Raw genomic sequence first — 19,467 nt, 5'->3', positions numbered from 1 at the left:
GTGAGGTGTGACAAATCATCGTGTGCGAGGGATGTACCGGTATGACACGACCGTTGCGCGCCGGCAAGCACGTCTCCCCCTCCCCCTCATCGCTGGCCGTCTCGGTCACCAGCCTCGTCGCGGCCCTCCTGGTCAGCGGCCCCGCCGCCGGGCTCAGCGCCGCCACCGACGCCGTCGTCGCGCCCGCCACCCAGTCGCAGTGCGCCAGCGGCACGGTCTGTCTGTGGAGCGCGACCTTCTACAGCGGGAGCTTCTTCTCCACCTCCGCGACGTCTGCGACGAATGTGGCAGTATTCACCGTGGCTCGTTCGGCATGGAACAACTCCTCGAAGGCCGCGTATGTGTACTCGGGCTCTGCAGGAAGTGGGTTCTCGGTGTGTCTGGCGCCAGGTTCGAAGGCGACGTCGACGAGTCACTGGTCGTCGTCGGCGAGACTGAGCACCAGCGCGAGCTGCTGAGCGACGCCCAGGAGACCGAGTTCTCAGAGCTGTTCCGGCAGATGCACACCGAGCTGCGCACCTATCTCGTCAGGCGCATGGACCTCGACCTCGTCGACGACGTGATCGCCGAGACCTTCCTCGTGGTGTGGCGCCGCTGGGCGGACATCCCGCTGGACCTCTCCGGCCGGCGCGCCTGGGTCTACGGCATCCTGCGCAACAAGATCCTGCAGGCCACGGAGACCCTCAACCGGCAGCTGCGCCTCACCCACCGGGCCGCGAGCGTCCTCGACGCCGAGGCCGCCCTCGATCCTGACGATCTCGAGGCTCTCCACGAGGCACGCCGGCTGCTCTCCCTCCTGCCCCCGGCAGAGCGGGACGCGCTGAGTCTCATGGTCGTCGCCGGACTGAGCTCGACCGAGACGGCCGCCGCCCTGGGCTGCTCGGTCAGCTCGGTCACCACACGCGTCGCTCGCGCTCGGAAGCGGCTGCGCCAGATCCTCACCGAGCAGGACGCCGGGAGGGAGAAGCGATGACGACCCAACCCCGCGACGTCGACGTCGCGGAGCTCCGCGACCTCATGAGCGCCGCAGGCATGCTCCCGGCGATCCCCGCCGCCCTCACCAGTGACGTCACAGGGCGCGAGGCCCTGCTCAGCCGCATCCTCGCCGAGGCGCACGCCGGCGACCAGGCTGACCGCGCCGTCGACCAGCCCGACGGCGCGCAGCCAGCGACGCCGCTCGCTCAGCCGGCCGCCGTCACTCCGATCGAGTCAGCGCGTGCGAGCCGTCGCAGGAGGCTCAGCCGCACCGGTCGCCGAGTGCTGACCCTCGCCGCTGCCGGGGCCGCGGTGCTCGCCGCGGTGCTGGGTACCCAGCTGTCCTCAGGCCCCCAGGCCATCGCCGGGTCCCCCGCCGCTCTGGTCTTCTCCGGCGCCGACGCCCTCGACGTCGCGGCGGGCACCGCACCCAGCGCGACCGCGACCCTGACCGTCCTCGCCGAGGCGGCACTGTCCGCCCCGGCGCCGGAGGTGGGCGGGGACGTGCAGCGCGTGGCGACCTACGCCTGGTTGCACGTACAGGACGGGGACACCGGCGAGATCTCGACCGTGCCGACGCAGAGCATGTGGTGGCTCTCGGCGGACGGCGCCATCCAGTCCACCCAGGTGCGCACCGGGGCGATCACCGCCGACGGTCAGATCGACCCGGCGGCCGCCCCCGTGCAGGCCGCGGGCACCTCGACCGACACCTTCCCCGCGGGGTCGCTGGTCCCGGCCACCCTCGCGGGTCTGCCGCGGGACACCGCGGGCCTGACGACCGAGCTGCTCGCCCTGACCGGCGCCCAGACGTGCACGGCCGACGACGCGGCACGGGCAGCCTGCCTGGTCGTGGCGGTGCAGCAGCTCTTCTCCCAGTACGTGGTGCCCGGCGACCTGGCTGCGGCGATGTGGTCTGTCCTGGCCGAGCAGCCCGCCGTCTCCGACCTCGGGTCGACGACCGACCGGTTCGGCCGGCCCGGGCTGGCTGTCGCTGTCGCACCTGCCCTGGGAACCCCGGAGGCGGTCACGGTGCTCATCATCTCCCCGACCGACGGCCAGCTGCTCGGGGTGGAGACCATCGCCGTCACTGACCCGCAGGGACCCGTCGCCCAGTCCGTGACCGGCTTCACCGCCTGGAACACGTCGTCGTGGGTTGCGGCCCTGGGCGACTGAGGTAGGCGCCTGAGGTGGCCGCCTGATCGCCGGGCACCGGCTGCGTCTAGCCGGGCGGGGCCCGGTCCGAGCTGAACGCCCCCCTGCGACGTTCGGCTCAGACCGGGCTCCGCCACGGAGTCCCTTCCGGGCTGACGAGACGGCTCGCGCACAGCAAGCTGATCACCAGGGGTGGCGGTGATGACGCGCCTTGTCGTCTATACATCCGCTGGTCACCCCGGTTTGTCACATGTCCAGTGAAAGTGGTCCGGTCGAGGTCCGCGAGCGCTCCAGTCCCACCACGGTGTCAGTCCTCGCGGACCTCGTCTCCGTGGACGATGAGCGCCCACAGCACGACGACGTCGATCGCGATGACGATGATCGACCACACCGGGTAGGCGGGCAGCCAGAGGAACTGGGTGATGAGGTTGAGGGTGACCAGGACGACTGCCAGGAGCCGTGCCCAGGTCTGTCCGACGGCGAGGAAGGCACCGATGAGGAAGATGACGATCCCGAAGATCAGGTGCGCCCAGCCCCATCCCTCCACGTCGAAGACGAGGAGGTTGACGCCAGTGTCGATGTAGGCGTTGTCGTCGCCGATGACGGCGACCAGTCCTGTCATGAAGTTGAGCACTCCTGCGGCCATCATCAGGACTGCTGCGAACCAGATCCACCCCACCCACGCTGTTGCACGTGCCATGAGCACTCCTCCCACAGGGGCACCCGACGGGCGCTCGTCCCGCAATCCTGCTGCGACCGTTTCGCCAGGACATCACCCGAAGAGGGTGAGATAGTCGCACGTGGGGGGTTGTCGGGGTCGCCCCGCCGGTTCGAGGTCCAACCCCGACGCATCCCGCTCATCGGAGGCGACGACCATGGAGCAGGACACCGACACCCGCGAGTCGCGCCCGGTGGAGCACCGGCCTCCCTCCCGCAAGATCGCATCTCCTGCGTTGCCCTCGCTCTACGTCCCCCGTGACGCTCTCTCGGCGCGGCTGGACGAGGGGGTCGAGGCGGGGGCGGTCTCTCTCCTGTCCGCCCCGACCGGCTACGGGAAGTCGACCCTGCTGGCGGCGTGGTCGGCTGCGAGCGTGCACCCGGTCGCCTGGCTGACGGTCGACGAGCTGGACGACGACGCGCGTGCCCTGTGGCGCGGGGTCCGGCACACGATCGCGGCGGCGCTGGTGAGTGCGGGGCTCGGGGACACGGTGGGCCTGGGAGAGATCGAGGTCCCCGTGCACGAGGACCAGACCGGCCTGGCGATCGACGACCTCGTCTCACGCCTGGACGCCTTGCCCCTCCCCCTGGTGCTCGTGCTCGACAACGTCGACGAGATCGCCTCCCCCGGGTCGGTGGCCATGCTCGACCGCCTGGTGCGGTACGCCCCTGCGCACGTGCATCTCATGCTGTCGGGGCGCTTCGACCCGCCGGTGAACTGGCAACGGGTGCGTGCGGCGGGGCGGCTCAACGAGATCGGTGCGCAGGACCTGCGGTTCAGTGTCGGTGAGACCCGTCAGCTTGCTGAGCTGTGGGGTGTCCAGCTCGGGGCCAAGGACGAGCAGGAGCTCGTGCGGGTGACCGAGGGGTGGCCGGTCGCGGTGAAGATGACCTTGGGGGCGATGGCGACGGCACCGACCGCTGCCGGGGCGCGGGCCACGCTGCGGCCCACCAGCGAGGTGGCGGACGCTCTGGTCACCCAGGTGCTGACGAGCCTGGGTCCCCGCCTGGGTGAGTTCGTGCTCGCGGCGACGACGTGCCGCTCGGTCGACGCCGAGCTCGCGGACGCGCTCAACGGCGGCGACGGCGGGGCGGAGCTGCTCGCCCAGTGCGTCGAGCGTGGGCTGTTCCTGGATCGCCAGGTGACCGGCGAGGGGGAGCCGGTGACCTACCGGTGGCATGACGCCTTCGCGGCACAGTGCCAGACGAGGTTGGCGACGGCGCACCCTCGGCGGTGGCGGGTGCTGCACCGCGCCGCCGCTCACCACTGGCGGGACAAGGACCTCGACGAGGCGGTCACGCACGCCCTGCGGGGTGGCCGTCCCGGGCTGGCTGCCACCTTCTTGCACGAGCGGTGGATCGAGCTGGTGCTACGCGGGGAGCACGCCCTGCTGCTGGAGCTGTGCCACCGGGTACCGGCCCCCCTGGACGAGAGCCCTGAGCTGCTGCTCCTCATGGCGGTGTGCCACTATCTCGACGGGGACCTCGCCCAGGCTGATCTCATGCTGCGACGCACGGGGGCCAGCGCCGCGGGCGAGCCTGGCGAGAGCACCCGGCCGGGCCAGCATCGTTTTGCGCTGCTCGAGCAGCTGCTCGGCGTGGTGATCTCCAGCGGGCACGTGGACCCCTCGGTGATGGCTGCCCTCGGGGAGGAGCTGCTGGACTCCGCTCCCCCGGACGAGGACGCCGTGGTGGTGGCCGGAGCCGAGCACGTGGTGGGGCGGTTGCTGGCCAGGGCGGGGCGCCCGGCGCCGGCAGCGGCGCTGTTCGAGGTCTCGACCGCGGTCGCCACGGCGCGGTCGATGGCCGCTCTGCGTCTGGCTGGGGAGTCGGAGCTGTCGCTGCTGGTGCGCGAGTCCCAGGGCTGCGGTGTGGGACGGAGCCGGGCACGGGCTGCGGTGGACGAGGGGCAGCAGCTGGGGTGGGGCAGCGCGCCGATCCTGTCCGCGGCGTACCTGACCTTGGCGCTGTCCGAGTACGACCGCGACGACCTCGACACCGCACGGGACTGGGCCATCCAGGCGCTGGGCACCGTCCAGCGTGGGGACTGGAGCCAACGGGCCCTGACCCGGGCAGCGCTGCTGGAGATCGCACTGGCGGCGGGCGACCCTGCGGCTACCCAGGAGAACTTCGACGCCCTGGCATCCATGGGCGCTTCTCGCCTGCCCCCGTACTGGCCGTCGCTGGCCGCGGTGCTCTCCGCGCGCCGGCACCTGGCTCGCGGAGAGGTGGCGGCGGCGTCGACGATCGTGACCGGTCTGGCTACGCGGTCCGGACCCGGTCCGGGTCTGGCCGAGCACCCGGGGTCGGTGGTGTGGGCCGCGGAGATCCTGCGGCGCACGGGCGCTCCGGAGCTCGCAGCAGAGGTGCTGACGCTGGTTCCCCCGGACTGCCAGGCCAGCCAGCTCCTGACCCGCCGCCACCTGGTGGCGGCGCTGCTGGCGGTGGCCGCCGATGAACGCGACCGTGCCCATCAGCTCCTCGAGGCAGCGCTGGCCGCGGGCGAGCTGGACGATGTGCGGCGTCCGTTCACCGACCGGCGCGAGGAGATCCTGCCGTTGCTGGCCGAGCACCTGTCCTGGGGCACCGAGCATGCGACCTTCACCATCTCCCTGCTGGACCACCTCCCCGCTGCCCCGGTCGTCCCCGCGCTGACCTCGCACTGGTCCCTGACCCCGCGTGAGCACGAGGTGCTGCTGTACCTGCGCACGTCGATGACGGCGGCCGACATCGCTGCAGCGGCATTCGTCTCCATCAACACGGTGCGCACCCACCAGCGGGCCATCTACCGCAAGCTCGGCGTGGAGGGGCGCCGAGACGCGGTGCGGGTGGCGACCGAGCGCGGGCTGCTGTGACGGGCTGATCCGGGGTGCGGGTCTCGCGCCGGCATGGTGCGGGGCCGCCGCGGCGGCCCTGTGATCAGGACACCCGCTCTCGATGTGCGTCAGATCACAGCCAGATCGGGAAGGGGGCGAACGGGTCATCTCGTTGAAACGGGCATGACCACACAGACCTTCACCCCGACCGACGCCGCCTTCGACGACCTCCTCGAGATCGACGCGGTGACAGCAGACCTGCTCTTCCGCGAGGCGCGCACCGTGAACGTCTTCGAGGACGAGGCCGTCCCGGACGAGAAGATCCAGGCCGCCTACGACCTGGTGCGGTGGGGCCCGACGGCGATGAACACCCTCCCCCTGCGACTGTTCATCGTGCGCGACGCCGAGGCTCGTGCCCGCCTGGTCTCTCACATGTCCGAGGGCAACCAGGCCAAGACGTTGGCCGCGCCGCTGACCATCGTCGCCGCAGCCGACCCGAACTTCCACGAGAACCTGCCGGTCCTGGCTCCGCACGTCCCCGGCGCCCGCGAGAACTTTGACGCAGCAGGCGAAGGGGTCCGCGTCCCGATGGCTCGCACCTCGGCCCTCATCCAGGTGGGGTACTTCATCGTCGGGCTGCGCGCAGCCGGGCTGCATGTCGGCCCGATGACCGGGTTCGACGCCGAGGGCATCGACGCGGAGTTCTTCGCTGAGAACGGCTGGAAGTCCCTCGTCGTCCTCAACGTCGGCACCCCGGCGTCGGAGGGCGCCTCTCACCCGCGCCAGACGCGACTGGGCTTCGACGAGGTCTCCCTGACCGTCTGACCGTCTGACCGCGGCGCCACCAGCACCGCACCTCATCCTCATCACCGGCGCGCCGGTCAGCCCTCGGGCTGGCCGGCGCGCCGTCGTCTGCGCCCAGGATCCCTGCGCCCCGGACCTCTGCGAGCGCGATCCGCTGAGCAGATCCCTTGCCTGCCGACAGGTTTCGTGACACGATGTTGGTATCTTGCCAACAGGGTGTTGGCATCTTCCCCGCAGAGGATCCTTATGTTTCTTGCACTCCGCGAGCTCACCTTCGCGCGAGGACGCTTCGGCCTCATGGGGGCCGTCGTCGCCCTCATCGCCGTGCTCATGGTCATGCTGTCCGGGCTCTCGTCCGGGCTGGTCAACGACGGCGTCTCCGGGCTCAAGTCCCTGCCGGTCACGGCCTTCGCCTTCGACGAGGGCACCAAGACCGACAACGCCTTCTCCCGCTCGGTCGTCGACTCCGACCAGCTGTCGACCTGGAGCACCCAGCCCGGCATCGCAGAAGCGACGCTCCTCGGCGTCTCGCTGGTCAACGCCACGGCCACCGACGGCACCCAGGTGGACCTGAGCCTCTTCGGCGTGGAGACGGACTCCTTCCTGGCTCCCGCCCCCGCCGAGGGAGACGGCCTCGCCAGCCCCAACGGCATCGTCGTGTCACCGACGGCCCAGGCCGAGGGGATCGAGCTGGGCACCACGCTCACCCTCGACCAGCTCGGCACCGAGCTCGTCGTCGTCGGGTTCACCGACGGTCAGGCGACCTTCGGGCACGTCGACGTCGCCTACCTCCCCCTGGCGACCTGGCAGCTCATCAGCTCCGGGCTCGCCCAGCCCGGTCCCCCCACCGCCGAGCAGCTCGACGCCGTGCCCACCGACACCGCCAGCGTCATCGCCCTGCAGGCAGCGGACGGAGCCAGCCTCGACCTCAAGGCGGGCGACGCGGCAGCTGCGACCACCACCAGCACCCTCACCGAGGCATTCAACGCCTCCCCCGGCTACGAGGCCGAGACCCTCACCCTGAGCATGATCCAGGTCTTCCTCTACGCCATCTGCGCCCTGGTCGTCGGTGCCTTCTTCACCGTGTGGACCATCCAGCGCAAGCACGAGATCGCCGTGCTGCGGGCCATCGGGGCCTCCACCCGGTACCTGCTCCGCGACGGACTCGTCCAGGCAGCGCTGCTGCTGGTGACCTTCACCGCCCTCGGCCTCGCCGCCGGCCTCGGACTCGGCTCAGCGATGCCCGAGGCCATGCCCTTCGCCCTCGAAGCCAGCCCCATCCTCACGGCAGCGACCCTCACCGTCGGCCTCGGCCTCGTCGGCGCAGCCGTCGCGATCGTGCGGATCTCCCGGATCGACCCGCTCGACGCTCTCGGAGGAAACCGATGACCGACACCCGCACCCTCACACCCCCGGCCACCGCGACCGCGAGCGCTGGCCTGTCCATCCGTGACGCCGTCATGGAGCTCGGCGACGGCGACACCCGGGTCCGCGCCCTCGACGGCGTGAGCCTCGACGTCGCCCCCGGCGAGTTCGTCGCGATCGTCGGCCCCTCCGGCTCAGGGAAGTCCTCGCTGCTGGCCGTCGCCGGAGCGCTGGCCACGCCAGACTCAGGCCAGGTGTCCATCCACGGCCAGGACCTGGGGCAGCTCAGCCGCGCCCGGCGCGCGGACTTCCGGCTGCACACGATCGGCTTCGTCTTCCAGTCCGGGAACCTCATCCCGGCTCTGACCGCAGCCGACCAGCTCCGCCTGGTCAACAAGCTCGCGGGCGGCCCGCGCAGCTTCGACCCGACCGAGCTCCTGGCAGCCGTCGGGATGGCCGGCAAGGCCAAGAACCGCCCCGGTCAGCTCTCCGGCGGCGAACGCCAGCGCGTGGGCATCGCCCGGGCGCTGGTCACCCGGCCCAGCGTGCTCCTCGTCGACGAGCCCACTGCCGCGCTGGACCGCGCGCGCAGCCACGAGGTCGTCGGCCTGCTGGCCGAGCAGAGCCGCGAGTTCGGCGTGGCCACGGTCATGGTGACCCACGACCACGGCGTGCTCGAGCACTGCGACCGTGTCCTCGAGATGACCGATGGCAGGCTCACTGCCTCGGTGTAGCGTCGGTGGCTGGCGCCTGGACCAGGCGCCAGCCACGAGAGAGGCGGACTACCCCCATGCCCCGAATCACCGCCCCGTCCGTCGCGGAGCACCGCGCCGCGCAGGAGCGCAGGCTGCTGGACGCAGCTGACGCGCTGCTGCGAGAGACGGGAGAGGCGCCCACCCTGGCTCAGGTCGCCGAGCGCGCGGGCCTGGCCCGCCCGAGCATCTACCAGTACTTCGGCTCCCGCCAAGAGCTCCTGCAGGCCCTCGTGCGTGACGTCTTCCCCCGATGGACCGAGCAGATCGCCTCTGCCATGCGCTCCGCCCCCACCCCCGCGGACCGTCTCCTCGCCTATGCCAGGGCCAACATCATCCTCGTCGACGAGGGCAGCCACGCCGTCGCCTCCGCCTTGGCGGACCTCGCCCCCGGCGCGGAGATCGACGAGCAGGCCCGGCTCATGCACACCCGCATCCAAGAGCCCCTCGTGGAGACCCTCTCCGAGCTGGGCGTCGAGGATCCCGAGTCCGTGGCACAGATGATCAACGCCATGGTGCACGCCGGCACCCGCATGCTCGACGCCGGGCAGGACGTCACCCAGGTGGTTGCTCACCTGGAGACCGTCCTCGGGCCGCTCGCCGACCGGTACCGCACCGCCGAGGTCTGAGCGACCTCACCACCACTCACCGGCTGCCACCCGCAGGGCTGCCACCCGCAGGGGCGGCAGCCGGTGGCGCGGTCAGCGCTGCAGCGCGGCGTACCGCTGCAGGAACAGCGCCTCGGTCAACGCCATGTCCTCGATCTCGCTCGGGGCCACGCTCTCGTTGGGGGCATGGATGAGGGCCAACGGCTCCTCGACGCCGATGAGGATCACCTCGGCGCCGGGATAGGTCTGCTGGAACACCGTGCACAACGGGATCGACCCTCCCTGGCCCAGGCGCGCCATCGGCCGTCCGTAGGCTTCCTCCGCCGCGGCCGCCATCGCGTGGTACGCCGGGCCGTCGGTCGACGCCTCGAAGGGGTTGCCGATCGCCTCGACCTCGATCGTGACGTGCACCCCCCACGGCGCGGCCCCGCGCAGCTGGGCCAGGAGGGCAGCCTCAGCCTCCTCCGGGGTCGTGCCGGGCGGGATGCGCAGGTTGATGCGGGCGGCCGCGCGCGGGACCACAGCGGCTGAGGAGCCCAGCACCGGCGGGCAGTCGATGCCCAGGATCGTCGCCGCCGGTCGGGCCCACAGCATGTCCGAGACGCTGCCGTCGCCCAGGAGCTGGACGCCGTCGAGCAGGCCTGCGTCCGAGATGAACTGCTCGGTGGGGTACGGAGCCCCCTCCCAGCGCCGGGTGCTGTCCAGCCCTGTGACGGTGGTGTTGCCGTGCGCGTCGCGGAGCGTGGCCAGCATCGCCACCAGCGCTGCCAGCGCGTCAGGGGCGGGACCGCCGAACATCCCGGAGTGGATCTCCGACCTCAGCGCCTCGACCGTGACCACCACGTTGACCATCCCGCGCAGGCTGACCGTGGCGGCCGGGTAGCCCACGGCGGCGTTCCCGGTGTCGGCGACGATGATCGCGTCGGCGCGCAGCAGGTCCGCGTGGCCGGGCACGAACTCCTCGAGCCCGCCGGTGCCCTGCTCCTCCGAGCCCTCCACCACGAGCTTGAGGTTGACGGCCACGTCCTCGCCCAGGGCCCGCAGCGCGGCGAGGTGCATGATGATGTTGCCCTTGCAGTCGGCGGCACCGCGCCCGTACCACCGCCCGTCCACCTCGGTGAGCTCGAAGGGCGGTGTGCGCCAGGCGGCGTCGTCGAGCGGAGGCTGGACGTCGTAGTGGGCGTAGAGCAGGACGGTCGGCGCCTGCGGGTCGCTGCACGCCCGGGACCCGACGACAGCCGCGCTGCCGTCCGGGGTGACCTCCAGGTGGGCGTCGGCGAACCCGATCTCGGCGAACTTGTCGAGCACCCACCGGGCGGCCTGCTCGCACTCGGTCGCCGGGAACTGGCGTGGGTCGGCCACCGAGCGCAACGCGACGAGCTCGGCGAGCTCCTGCCGGGCTTGGGGCATGAGCTGGGACACGTTCTCTCGCAGGGTCATGATCGGGTTCCCGCCACGTCGTCGGTCTTGAGGTCGTCGATGAACTGCTGGAAGTCCTCCAGCTCCTCGGGGCAGTACACCTCGATGATGATGAGCTGGCCCCGGACTGCTCGGCTGTCGGCGATGACCGGGCGCTCTCCCGGTCCGGTGGCGCCGTTGCTGAGCAGCGCGAGCAGGGTCGCCCTGGACAGGGCCTCGTTCGGGCTGGAGCAGGTCGCGCCGCCGTCCTCACCGAGCACCCGGATGATCTGGTCTCTCTCCGGGGTGCGCAGTCCAGCGTCCTGGAGGGCGGCGATCAGCTCGTCGGCCTTCTCCTGGGCACGGACGCTCTCGCGCACCGCGCTGAAGGCGAGGACAGCCCACACCGCCAGAGCGAGCAGGATGATGCAGGACACGACGTAGATCCAGGTGCGCTCTCGCCGCGACTGGTGCTCAGGCGGCGCGGGGACTGGGGTCTGTGCTGGTGCGGTCATGAGGGGGTCACCTCCTCAGGTACGGGCTGCTTCCACGACGGCTTGCGGAAGCGGTAGAAGAGGAACGGCACGAAGAGGCCGAGGCCCAGCGCGCCGCCACCGACGATGAGGAAGTAGACGAGCGGGCTGCCCGAGGCGAACTGCGACGGCGGGATGAAGCCGACGAGCAGCGCCGCCAAGGACGCTCCGAAGCCGACCCCGCACAGCCCCAGGAGCATCGGGGCCCGGTAGCCGCGGCGATGGTCGGGTTGCAGGCGCCGCAGCCGCACCGCCGCCACGAACATGAGCAGGTACATGATCAGATACACCTGCGTGGTGATGACGGAGAAGATCCAGTAGGCGCTGGAGACGTTGGGGATGAGGGCGTAGGCCAGGCCGATGACGGTGGTGACCACGCCCTGGACCACGAGGATGTTCTGCTGGACGCCGTTCTTGTTCAGGCGCTGCAGGAACGGTGGCAGGTACCCCTCCTGCCGCGAGATGAGCAGCAGCCCCTTGGACGGGCCGGCCAGCCAGGTGAGCATCCCACCCAGGGACGCGGTGACGAGCATGATCCCCACGATCGGCGTGAGCCACTGCCAGCCGAAGTTGGAGAAGACGGCGTCGAAGGCCTGCATCACCCCGGCGGTCAGGGAGAGCTGCTCGGCCGGCACGATCCAGCTGATCGCGAGGGCCGGGAGGATGAAGATCGCCAGCACCATGCCCATGGCCAGGAACATCGACTTGGGGAACTCCTTGTCGGGTTTTTTCAGCGAGGAGACGTGGACCGCGTTCATCTCCATGCCGGAGTAGGACAGGAAGTTGTTGACGATGAGCACGAGGCTGGAGAGCCCGGCCCAGGCCGGCAAGATGTTCTCTGCGGTCATCGGGGCGGCGGACGGGTTCCCGTCTCCGAGGAAGACGATGCCCAGGGTCACCAGCACGACCCCCGGGATGAGGGTGCCGATGATCAGGCCCCCGCTGGCCATCCCGGCCACTCCTTTGGTCCCGCGCGAGGACACCCAGACGCCGGACCAGTACACGACGATGATCACCGCGGCCGTCCACACCCCGCTGCTGGCCAGGTCGGGATTGAAGACGTAGGCGAGGGTGCTGGCGACAAAGCCGAGCAGGCTCGGGTAGTAGAAGATCGTCATCGCGAACTGGCACCACACCGCCAGGAAGCCCATCGGCTTGGAGATGCCCTCCGAGACCCACTTGTAGACGCCGCCAGTCCAGCCCGAGGCGAGCTCGGCGGAGACCAGCGAGGTCGGGAGCAGGAAGACGAGGGCGGGCAGCAGGTAGAGGAACACGCAGGCCAGGCCGTAGACGGCCATGGTGGGCGCCGCCCGCAGGCTGGCGACCGAGCTGGTGGTCATCATGGCCAGGGCGACCCAGGAGATCCACTGGGTGCTGGTCGCCCGGGTGCGGGCGACCGGCGCGGGGACGGCGGCTGCGCCGTCGGCGGGGATGTCCGCGGCGCTCACAGCACGGCCTGCCGAGGCGGGGTGAGGAGATGGGACGCATGGGTAGTCATGGGTGCCTCCGTCCAGGGCGTCGTGAGTCGAGCCTGTGCCTTGAGTGTGGATCCGGCAGAGCCCGTCGAACCTCACCCACAACAGGTGATATCCGGAGCACCCGCGCGTTCCGGTCCGGTGCGCGAGCGCTGGCTATCCGACGACGCGCAGACCGTGGTCGGTGGTGTTGAACCGCACGGCTCCGGTGTCGGTGACGGTGACGATGTCCTCGATCCGCACCCCGAGCTCACCGGTGAGGTAGATCCCCGGCTCCACGGAGAAGCACATCCCCGGGATGAGCGGCTGCTCCTCACCCTCGATCATGTAGGGCGGCTCGTGGGTCGTGGTGCCGATCCCGTGGCCGGTGCGGTGGATGAACTGCTCGCCGTAGCCCGCGTCGGTGATGACCGCGCGCGCCGCCCGGTCGACCTCCTGGCACGCGACACCCGGGCGGACCGCGTCGACCCCGGCCTGCTGGGCCACCCGCACGACCTCGTGCACCTCGCGGAGCCTGGCGGACGGCTCCCCCACGCACACCGTCCGGGTCGTGTCCGAGCCGTAGCCGTCCATCAAGCCGCCGAAGTCCAGGACGACCGCGTCGCCTTCCTCGATCACCCGGTCGCCGGCCTCGTGGTGGGGGTTGGCGCCGTTGGGTCCGGAGCCCACCACGGTGAAGTCCACCTGCTCGTGCCCGTGCTCGCGCAGCAGGCGCGCGAGGTCCGCTGCGACGTCGGTCTCCTTGCGTCCGGCGAAGGGCACGTCGACGATCTGCTCGTAGGTGGCGTCTGCCGCCGCACCGGCCGCAGCGAGCCGGGCCAGCTCGTCGGCGTCCTTGACCGCCCGCAGCATCGGCAGGCACTGCGTCAGCGCACGGTAGGAGGACCCGGGCACCGCGTCCTGCAGGCCGAGCAGGTGCAGCGCCCAGGCTGAGTCGGCGATGCCCATGCTCGCGTGCGCGCCGACGAAGGCCGCGAGACGTGCGAACGGGTCTTCCCCGTCGGTCCAGTCGATGATCGTCAGGCTCGGCGCTGCGACCGCGTCCTCGGCGTCTGCCCGTTCCAGCCGCGGCAGGAGCAGGACCGGGTCCTGGCCCGGGGTGAGCACGAGCGCGGTGAGCCGCTCGGTGACGGCGGTGGGCCGGTAGCCGGTGAGCCATACCAGGTCCGGCCCCGGGGTGATGACCAACCCGTCCAGGCCCGCCGCCGCGGCGTCGGCGGCGGCCCGGCGCATGCGCGCGGTGTAGTCCTCGACGGTGAACGGTGGCGGCGGCGTGCGGGTGGGCGGCGTGCTGGGCGGCGGCGTGCTGGTCATGACTCCTCCTGGGGTGTGCGGGCTGCGTCGTGCTCACCGCCGGCGCGTCCGGGCGTCGCCGAGGTCGGCAGGGTGTAGGTGTGCGCCGCAGCGGCAGCGGCGGCGTCGCTCACGGTGCCCTTGGGCTCGCGGTGCCGGGCGATGACGAAGGCCATGAGCACCCCGAGGAAGCTGAAGATCGCCATCATCCACGAGGCCGCGCCCAGGCCGGCCGCCAGGGCGTCCCCGGCGGACGCGCCGTCGTCGGTCCGGTTGGCGATGACGTCGCCGTAGACGGTGGCGGCCAGGGCGGTGGCCACCGCGGCGCCGACGTACCGCGCCATGTTGGAGACTCCCGAGGCGCCACCGACCTGCTTCTCCGGGACCGAGGCGGTCGCCGCCGACGACGCCGGACCGTTGGCCATCCCCATCCCCACGGCGATGGCGAGGAGCGGCAGCAAGAAGGCGCGGTACGCCCACGCGTCATCGACGAAGCCCACCAGGACGAACCCGACGGTCGTCACGGCGAAGCCGACCCCGATGGTCTGCCTGCCGCCGAGCCGCGCGGCCAGCCTGGGCACCAAGGGAGCGATGACCACCAGCCCCACGGTCGCCGGCAAGGTCGCCAGGCCCGCCTCGAGCGGGCTGAAGCCGAGCGTGGCCGGGTCCTGGAAGTACAGGCTGAGCAGGTACATCAGGCCGTTGATCGTCCCGGCGGCGATGAGGATGGCGACGGTCGAGCCCACCAGCACGCGGTTGCGCAGCAGAGCGAGGTCGACGAGCGGCACCGCGACCCGCCCCTCCACAGCGACGAAGGCGATGGCAGCGGCCACCGTGAGGGCGAAGCACCCCAGGGTGCCGGCCGAGATCCACCCCCACTCCCCGCTCTTGGTCACCCCGAGGATGAGCGGGGTCAGCGTCAGGGCGATGAGCACCGTCCCCGCGTAGTCGATGGTGCGTGGCCGGTCCGGGTCCCTCGACTCGCGCACGGTCGCGACGGTCAGCACCATGCACAGCACCGCGATGCCCGCGTCGATCCAGAACAGCCCCTGCCAGCCGGTGGCGTCCACGAGCACCCCGCCGACCAGCGGGCCGGCAGCGGCCCCGACGGCCGCCGCGGCTCCCCACAAGGACACCGCCCGCAGCTGTGCGTCCCCGGTGTTGGCTACGGACAGCAGGCTGAGACCACAGGCCAGGATGGTGGCTCCGGCGGCCCCTTGGATCACCCGGCCGGCGATGACCATCCCGCCCGAGTCCGCGAGCGCGATGAGCACGCAGGAGACCACGAACAGGGCCAACCCGAGCTGGAAGATCCGACGTCGCCCGAAGACGTCGCCCAAGGACCCGGCGGTGACGATCACCGCGGCGCCGACGAGGGAGTACCCGGTGACCGCCCACTGCAGGGTGGTCACCGACATCCCGGTGTCCGCCGAGATGGCGGGGAGCAGGATGCTGATCGCGGAGGTGTTCGCGTTGACCACGAGGGTGGAGACGCACGTGGCCGCGAGCACCCCGCCCGCCCGGGTGCTGACCTGCGTGGAGCTGACCATCGCGACGTCCCTTCCGGTGACCGTTTCGAGGCGGATCTTCCCTGTTCACGGTAGGTCGGGCAGCCGGGGAGGTCCTCATCCGCTTCAGGTGAGGATCGCCGTGGACCGCCGCTCGACTCAGGCACAATGGGGGCACCATGTCGATGACGAGCTTCCAGGACTTCCCCCTGCCCCCCGCCCTGCACCAGGCCCTCGCCGATCAGGGCATCACGAGCCCGTTCCCCATCCAGGCGGCCACGCTCCCTGACACCCTGGCGGGGCGGGACGTCCTCGGGCGCGGACGCACCGGCTCGGGCAAGACGCTCGCCTTCACCCTCCCACTGGTCACGCGGCTCGCCGCGGCACCGTCCCGGCTCCCGGTCCGCCGCCCGCGCGCCCTCGTGCTGTGCCCCACCCGCGAGCTGGCTAACCAGATCAACGCGACGATGGAGCCGCTGGCCCGAGCGCTCGGCCTGGTCACCACGGTGATCTTCGGTGGGGTCTCCCAGCGCCGCCAGGTCTCGGCCCTCAACGGCGGCGTCGACATCGTCATCGCGTGCCCCGGGCGGCTGGAGGACCTGCTCAAGCAGAAGGTCCTCACGCTGGACACGGTGGAGGTCACCGTCCTGGACGAGGCCGACCACATGGCTGACCTGGGGTTCCTCCCCGGGGTCAAGCGCATCATGGCCAAGACGCCTCGGCGCGGGCAGCGCATGCTGTTCTCCGCCACCCTGGACAACGGCGTGGACCTGCTCGTGGAGCGCTTCCTCGACCGGCCGGCCGTCCACTCCGTCGACAGCGTGCAGTCCCCCGTCGCTGCCATGACCCACCACGTCTTCGCCGTGCCCGACGCCGCGACGAAGTACGCCGTCGTCTCCCGGCTGGCCTCAGGCAGCGGACGGCGGGTGCTGTTCACGCGGACCAAGCACGAGGCCAAGAACCTGGCGAAGGCACTCACCGCTCAGGGGATCCCCGCGGTCGACCTGCAGGGGAACCTCGCGCAGAACGCCCGCGAGCGCAACCTCGAGGCTTTCACTGCGGGGATCGTCCGGGTGCTCGTGGCCACGGACGTCGCAGCCCGAGGCATCCATGTCGATGACATCGAGCTGGTGGTCCACGTCGACCCACCCACCGAGCACAAGTCCTACCTGCACCGGTCGGGGCGCACCGCGCGCGCCGGTCGCGGGGGCGACGTGGTGACGATCGTGCTCCCCGAGCAGCACGGGGAGATGCGTGATCTGGCGCGTCTGGCCAAGATCAGTGCGAAGCCGCAGGTCGTGACCGTCGGCAGCGCCGCGGTCACGCGACTGGTGGGTGAGGCGGCCGCCTATGTGCGCCCGTCCAAGACCACCGGCGCCGGTCAGGCGGTGCGCTCCGCCCGTGCCTCCGGCTCCCAGCGGGAGCGCTAGGACCCGGCCGCCGGCGTGGCGGGCGCGGTACCGGGCCTCGCGGACGTGAGGAAGGCGAGCTCGGTGTCCCAGGCATCCAGGTCCGGCTCCTCGGAGTTGAGGTACCACTCGATGCGTGCCCCCCAGGCCTCGCCCGGGCCGTCGGGGTGCTTGTCCCACGTCACGCCGGTCTCCTCGCCCCACCGCAGCAGGTCGGCGGTGGCCTGCATGAGTCCATCGGGGTGCCCGTGAAAGAGCGCGACCGCGTAGGGGCCGCCGGGCAGCTCGCCCGAGAGCACCCGGTCGTCTCCGTCGAGAGGCTCGGCCACGGGGAAACCCACGTCGATGGTCAGCTCGCCGGCCATGTCGATGGTCAGGTACCGCCACAGCTCGGGTCCGTCCGGGGAGACACCACGAGCCTTCAACCAGGCGATGACCTCCGCAGTGAGCGGAGGCAGGGCGTCAGCGATCTCCGCCATCGTCACGCTCGCGCGGATCGCGACGTAGGGCCGCGCAGGTCGCTCCTCGATCCGCGGCGGAGACTGGAACGACGACGACTGCGATGACATAGCGGCCTCCCACGGCTTCTGCTCGGCTACCCCACGCGCGAGGGCACGAACTCGTGCATCGTCTCACGGCCCTCACGGACGACGAGGCAGGTGGACTCAGGTACCTCACGCCAGGCCCCGCGCAGGTTCCCCAGCGGCTCAGAGACCACCAGGCGTGCGTCGTCGGACAGCTCGTGGAGGACGGGGTGCTCGGGGTACTGCTGGCGCAGCGTCGAGACGTCCTGGCTGTGGAACAGCGACCGGGACTCGTGCGCGCTGGAGTAGCGGAAGGCCCACGTCGCGTTCCCGTCGGTGGTGGCCACCGTCATCTGGATCGGTTGCTCGATCCCGTGCCGGTGACCGGTCTCCTCGATCAGCCCGACGGCCCGCGCCACCGCGGTCGGCGGGTCCTCCTCCAGACCGAAGGTCAGGGCGAGGTAGAAGAACAGCTCGGAGTCGGTCGAGCCCTCGATGTCCGGGAACAGCTCGGGGGCCACGGCCAGTGCGAGGTCACGCTTGACCGTCGGGAAGTCGGTGATGGAGCCGTTGTGCATCCACAGCCAGTCGTCGTGGCGGAAGGGGTGGCAGTTGGTCTGCTGGACGGCGGTGCCGGTCGTGGCGCGGATGTGGGCGAACAGCCGTCCGGTCTTGGCCTGCGCCGAGAGCTCGCGAAGGTTGCGGTCGTTCCACGCCGGCTCGGTGCTGGTGAACACCCCCGGCACCGCCTGGGTGCTGTACCAACCGACCCCGAAGCCGTCGCCGTTGACCGACTCTGCGCCCATGCGCGAGTGCCTGCTCTGCACCACGAGGGAGTTCTCGGGCTTGAAGAGCAGGTCCTCCAGGAGCAACGGGGACCCCGAGTACGCGAGCCAACGACACATCTCCACCCACCACCTGTTCATCCCAGCCGCCATGGTGCGCCCGTCCAGGGAGCACACCTCCAGTACACGCCCGCCCGTCGCCGGGCGCCTCACCCCCGGCTGGTGAGCGGACGCTCTCTGAGCTGGAGGACCCCGGCCACGACGAAGCACCCCGCGCCCGCACAGGTTCCCCAGTTGACCAACGCGAGGTTGACCACAGCAGACGTCGCCGGGCGGACGAAGGCCGCGAGCCCTGCGAGGAAGAACAGCACCGACCCCACCTGGTTGACCGCCACCACCCACCACCCGAGGTCACCGTGCCTGCTGCGACGACGGGTGCGGCGGGCAGCGAGCAGGGCCAGGTGCCCGGAGACGAGGAAGCACACGCAGCCGACCATGTCCGGGAGCCAGATCCGCAGGTCCGCCTGGCGGGCAGTCAGGTCAGAGGCGAAGGCGGCGACCAGGCTGACTCCGAAGAACAGCGTGCCGACGAACAGCACGGCCGCGCTGCGCCAGTCGATCTGCTGCGGCTGCCAGCCCCACCACCGGCGCTGAACCACACTCCTCCGACGAGATAGACCAGGTCCACCTGACGAATGCTGCCGACCTGCAGCTGGGCGAGCAGAGCGCCGAGCGCGAAGAGCGACCCGCCCAGGATGAACGCGACCGCGGCGACAGTGTTGACCCGAGCCAACCGGGTGGCTGAGGCGGGCATCGCTATCAGCAGGTGGTCGTGAGGGCGTCCTCGAGGGCGGACATCGAGGTGCCCAGCTCCTGCACGGCCGCGCCGACCGCAGCCAGCGTCGTGCCTGACGGCGCCGCGACGACCCCCTGGAGGCTCTCCCCGACCGCGGATGCTGCCTGCTCGACGGCATCGACCTCGTCGCCGAACTCGTCCCCGGCGTCGGCGGCGACCTCGTGCAGGTCCGACTGGACAGTCTTGAAGGTGTCCTGCAGTTCCGTGAGCGTGCCTTGACCGATCTCCAAGTCGCCGAGCTGGGCCACGGACTGCTGGAGCGAGGAGACCGACGAGCACACCTCGGGGGGTGCGTCGTCACCACCGCAGCCCGCGAGCGCCAGCGTGGCCACCAGGGCCGCTGAACAGGTCAGTGAGACTGCGGGACGTCGAAGGATCACGTCTCAGTATCGGACCGCCACAGAGGCACTCACCTCATTGGAAGTGGGTGATACGGCGTCTCGATCGCGTTGCGAGACTGAGGTGCACGGGTTCTTCCAGTCCGGAGGGCCCCAGCC

At 71.1% G+C, this 19,467-nt stretch carries 19 protein-coding genes; 9 read left to right on the top strand and 10 right to left on the bottom strand.

What is annotated here, in order from left to right:
- Nucleotides 1-41 precede the first annotated feature (41 nt).
- From SS2_RS18230 to SS2_RS07025, 3 genes are read left to right on the top strand one after another with little or no spacing between them, the layout of a single operon-like run.
- Nucleotides 42-458 (top strand): peptidase inhibitor family I36 protein, encoded by a 417-nt coding sequence (locus tag SS2_RS18230; RefSeq protein ID WP_083941871.1) that lies wholly within the window; start codon nucleotides 42-44, stop codon nucleotides 456-458.
- Nucleotides 377-973: an RNA polymerase sigma factor gene (locus SS2_RS07030; RefSeq protein ID WP_066462374.1), complete on the top strand. Its 597-nt coding sequence runs from the start codon at nucleotides 377-379 to the stop codon at nucleotides 971-973. The genes SS2_RS18230 and SS2_RS07030 overlap by 82 nt, the downstream gene beginning before the upstream one ends.
- Entirely contained in the window at nucleotides 970-2,148 is a 1,179-nt protein-coding gene (locus SS2_RS07025; protein WP_066462372.1) for a CU044_5270 family protein, read from the top strand. Before SS2_RS07030 ends, SS2_RS07025 begins: the two co-directional genes overlap by 4 nt.
- A 286-nt stretch (nucleotides 2,149-2,434) precedes the next feature.
- Here the strand turns inward: SS2_RS07025 and SS2_RS07020 are convergent, their stop codons facing one another.
- Nucleotides 2,435-2,827 carry a DUF7144 family membrane protein gene (locus tag SS2_RS07020; protein WP_066462365.1) on the bottom strand — a complete coding sequence of 131 codons (393 nt, stop codon included), beginning with the start codon at nucleotides 2,825-2,827 and terminating at the stop codon, nucleotides 2,435-2,437.
- Between the two features lie 175 nt (nucleotides 2,828-3,002).
- Here SS2_RS07020 and SS2_RS07015 point away from each other — a divergent pair, with 175 nt between their 5' ends.
- The 5 genes from SS2_RS07015 to SS2_RS06995 all read left to right on the top strand — a co-directional run bounded on the left by SS2_RS07015 (nucleotide 3,003) and on the right by SS2_RS06995 (nucleotide 9,210).
- The gene (locus SS2_RS07015) at nucleotides 3,003-5,699 is read left to right on the top strand and encodes a LuxR C-terminal-related transcriptional regulator (RefSeq protein ID WP_066462364.1); all 2,697 of its coding nucleotides are present in this window, start codon (nucleotides 3,003-3,005) and stop codon (nucleotides 5,697-5,699) included.
- Between the two features lie 144 nt (nucleotides 5,700-5,843).
- A complete protein-coding gene (locus tag SS2_RS07010) occupies nucleotides 5,844-6,485 on the top strand; it encodes a malonic semialdehyde reductase (protein ID WP_066462363.1) in 642 nt (213 codons plus the stop codon).
- A gap of 225 nt (nucleotides 6,486-6,710) precedes the next feature.
- Entirely contained in the window at nucleotides 6,711-7,853 is a 1,143-nt protein-coding gene (locus SS2_RS07005) for an ABC transporter permease (protein ID WP_066462362.1), read from the top strand.
- Nucleotides 7,850-8,563: an ABC transporter ATP-binding protein gene (locus SS2_RS07000; RefSeq protein WP_066462358.1), complete on the top strand. Its 714-nt coding sequence runs from the start codon at nucleotides 7,850-7,852 to the stop codon at nucleotides 8,561-8,563. The genes SS2_RS07005 and SS2_RS07000 overlap by 4 nt, the downstream gene beginning before the upstream one ends.
- Nucleotides 8,564-8,619: 56 nt before the next feature.
- Nucleotides 8,620-9,210: a TetR/AcrR family transcriptional regulator gene (locus SS2_RS06995; RefSeq protein WP_066462356.1), complete on the top strand. Its 591-nt coding sequence runs from the start codon at nucleotides 8,620-8,622 to the stop codon at nucleotides 9,208-9,210.
- Between the two features lie 72 nt (nucleotides 9,211-9,282).
- On the opposite strand, the gene SS2_RS06990 is transcribed toward SS2_RS06995, so the two are convergent.
- The 5 genes from SS2_RS06990 to SS2_RS06970 form a co-directional block, all read right to left on the bottom strand.
- Nucleotides 9,283-10,629, bottom strand: a complete 1,347-nt coding sequence (locus tag SS2_RS06990; protein ID WP_066462355.1) for a dipeptidase — start codon at nucleotides 10,627-10,629, stop codon at nucleotides 9,283-9,285.
- Nucleotides 10,626-11,102, bottom strand: coding sequence for a hypothetical protein (locus tag SS2_RS06985; protein WP_066462353.1), 477 nt, complete (start codon nucleotides 11,100-11,102; stop codon nucleotides 10,626-10,628). Before SS2_RS06985 ends, SS2_RS06990 begins: the two co-directional genes overlap by 4 nt.
- Nucleotides 11,099-12,568, bottom strand: a complete 1,470-nt coding sequence (gene gadC, locus SS2_RS06980; RefSeq protein ID WP_066462351.1) for a glutamate/gamma-aminobutyrate antiporter GadC — start codon at nucleotides 12,566-12,568, stop codon at nucleotides 11,099-11,101. Before gadC ends, SS2_RS06985 begins: the two co-directional genes overlap by 4 nt.
- Before the next feature lie 183 nt (nucleotides 12,569-12,751).
- Entirely contained in the window at nucleotides 12,752-13,909 is a 1,158-nt protein-coding gene (locus SS2_RS06975; protein WP_066462349.1) for an aminopeptidase P family protein, read from the bottom strand.
- On the bottom strand, nucleotides 13,906-15,438 hold the full coding sequence (locus tag SS2_RS06970; protein ID WP_066462347.1) for an MFS transporter: 1,533 nt from the start codon (nucleotides 15,436-15,438) through the stop codon (nucleotides 13,906-13,908). Before SS2_RS06970 ends, SS2_RS06975 begins: the two co-directional genes overlap by 4 nt.
- A gap of 137 nt (nucleotides 15,439-15,575) precedes the next feature.
- On the opposite strand from SS2_RS06970, the gene SS2_RS06965 reads away from it, so the two are divergent.
- A complete protein-coding gene (locus SS2_RS06965) occupies nucleotides 15,576-16,826 on the top strand; it encodes a DEAD/DEAH box helicase (protein ID WP_245643397.1) in 1,251 nt (416 codons plus the stop codon).
- Here SS2_RS06965 and SS2_RS06960 read toward each other — a convergent pair.
- From SS2_RS06960 to SS2_RS06945, 4 genes are all read right to left on the bottom strand, one after another.
- Nucleotides 16,823-17,374, bottom strand: coding sequence for a GyrI-like domain-containing protein (locus SS2_RS06960; protein WP_066462345.1), 552 nt, complete (start codon nucleotides 17,372-17,374; stop codon nucleotides 16,823-16,825). The two genes, SS2_RS06965 and SS2_RS06960, sit on opposite strands and share 4 nt — an antisense overlap.
- A gap of 26 nt (nucleotides 17,375-17,400) precedes the next feature.
- Complete coding sequence (locus tag SS2_RS06955; protein WP_066462516.1) at nucleotides 17,401-18,234, bottom strand: class II glutamine amidotransferase; 834 nt, start codon at nucleotides 18,232-18,234, stop codon at nucleotides 17,401-17,403.
- Nucleotides 18,235-18,323: 89 nt separating this feature from the next.
- Complete coding sequence (locus tag SS2_RS06950) at nucleotides 18,324-18,773, bottom strand: hypothetical protein (protein WP_066462343.1); 450 nt, start codon at nucleotides 18,771-18,773, stop codon at nucleotides 18,324-18,326.
- A 160-nt stretch (nucleotides 18,774-18,933) separates the two neighbouring features.
- Entirely contained in the window at nucleotides 18,934-19,350 is a 417-nt protein-coding gene (locus SS2_RS06945) for a hypothetical protein (protein WP_157607211.1), read from the bottom strand.
- Nucleotides 19,351-19,467 lie beyond the last annotated feature (117 nt).

Source organism: Sanguibacter suarezii NBRC 16159, from assembly GCF_001552735.1.
In the GTDB taxonomy this organism is placed as follows: Bacteria; Actinomycetota; Actinomycetes; order Actinomycetales; family Cellulomonadaceae; genus Sanguibacter; species Sanguibacter suarezii.
Note: the sequence above shows the minus strand (reverse complement) of the source record. Positions and strands in the feature narration are given on the sequence as shown.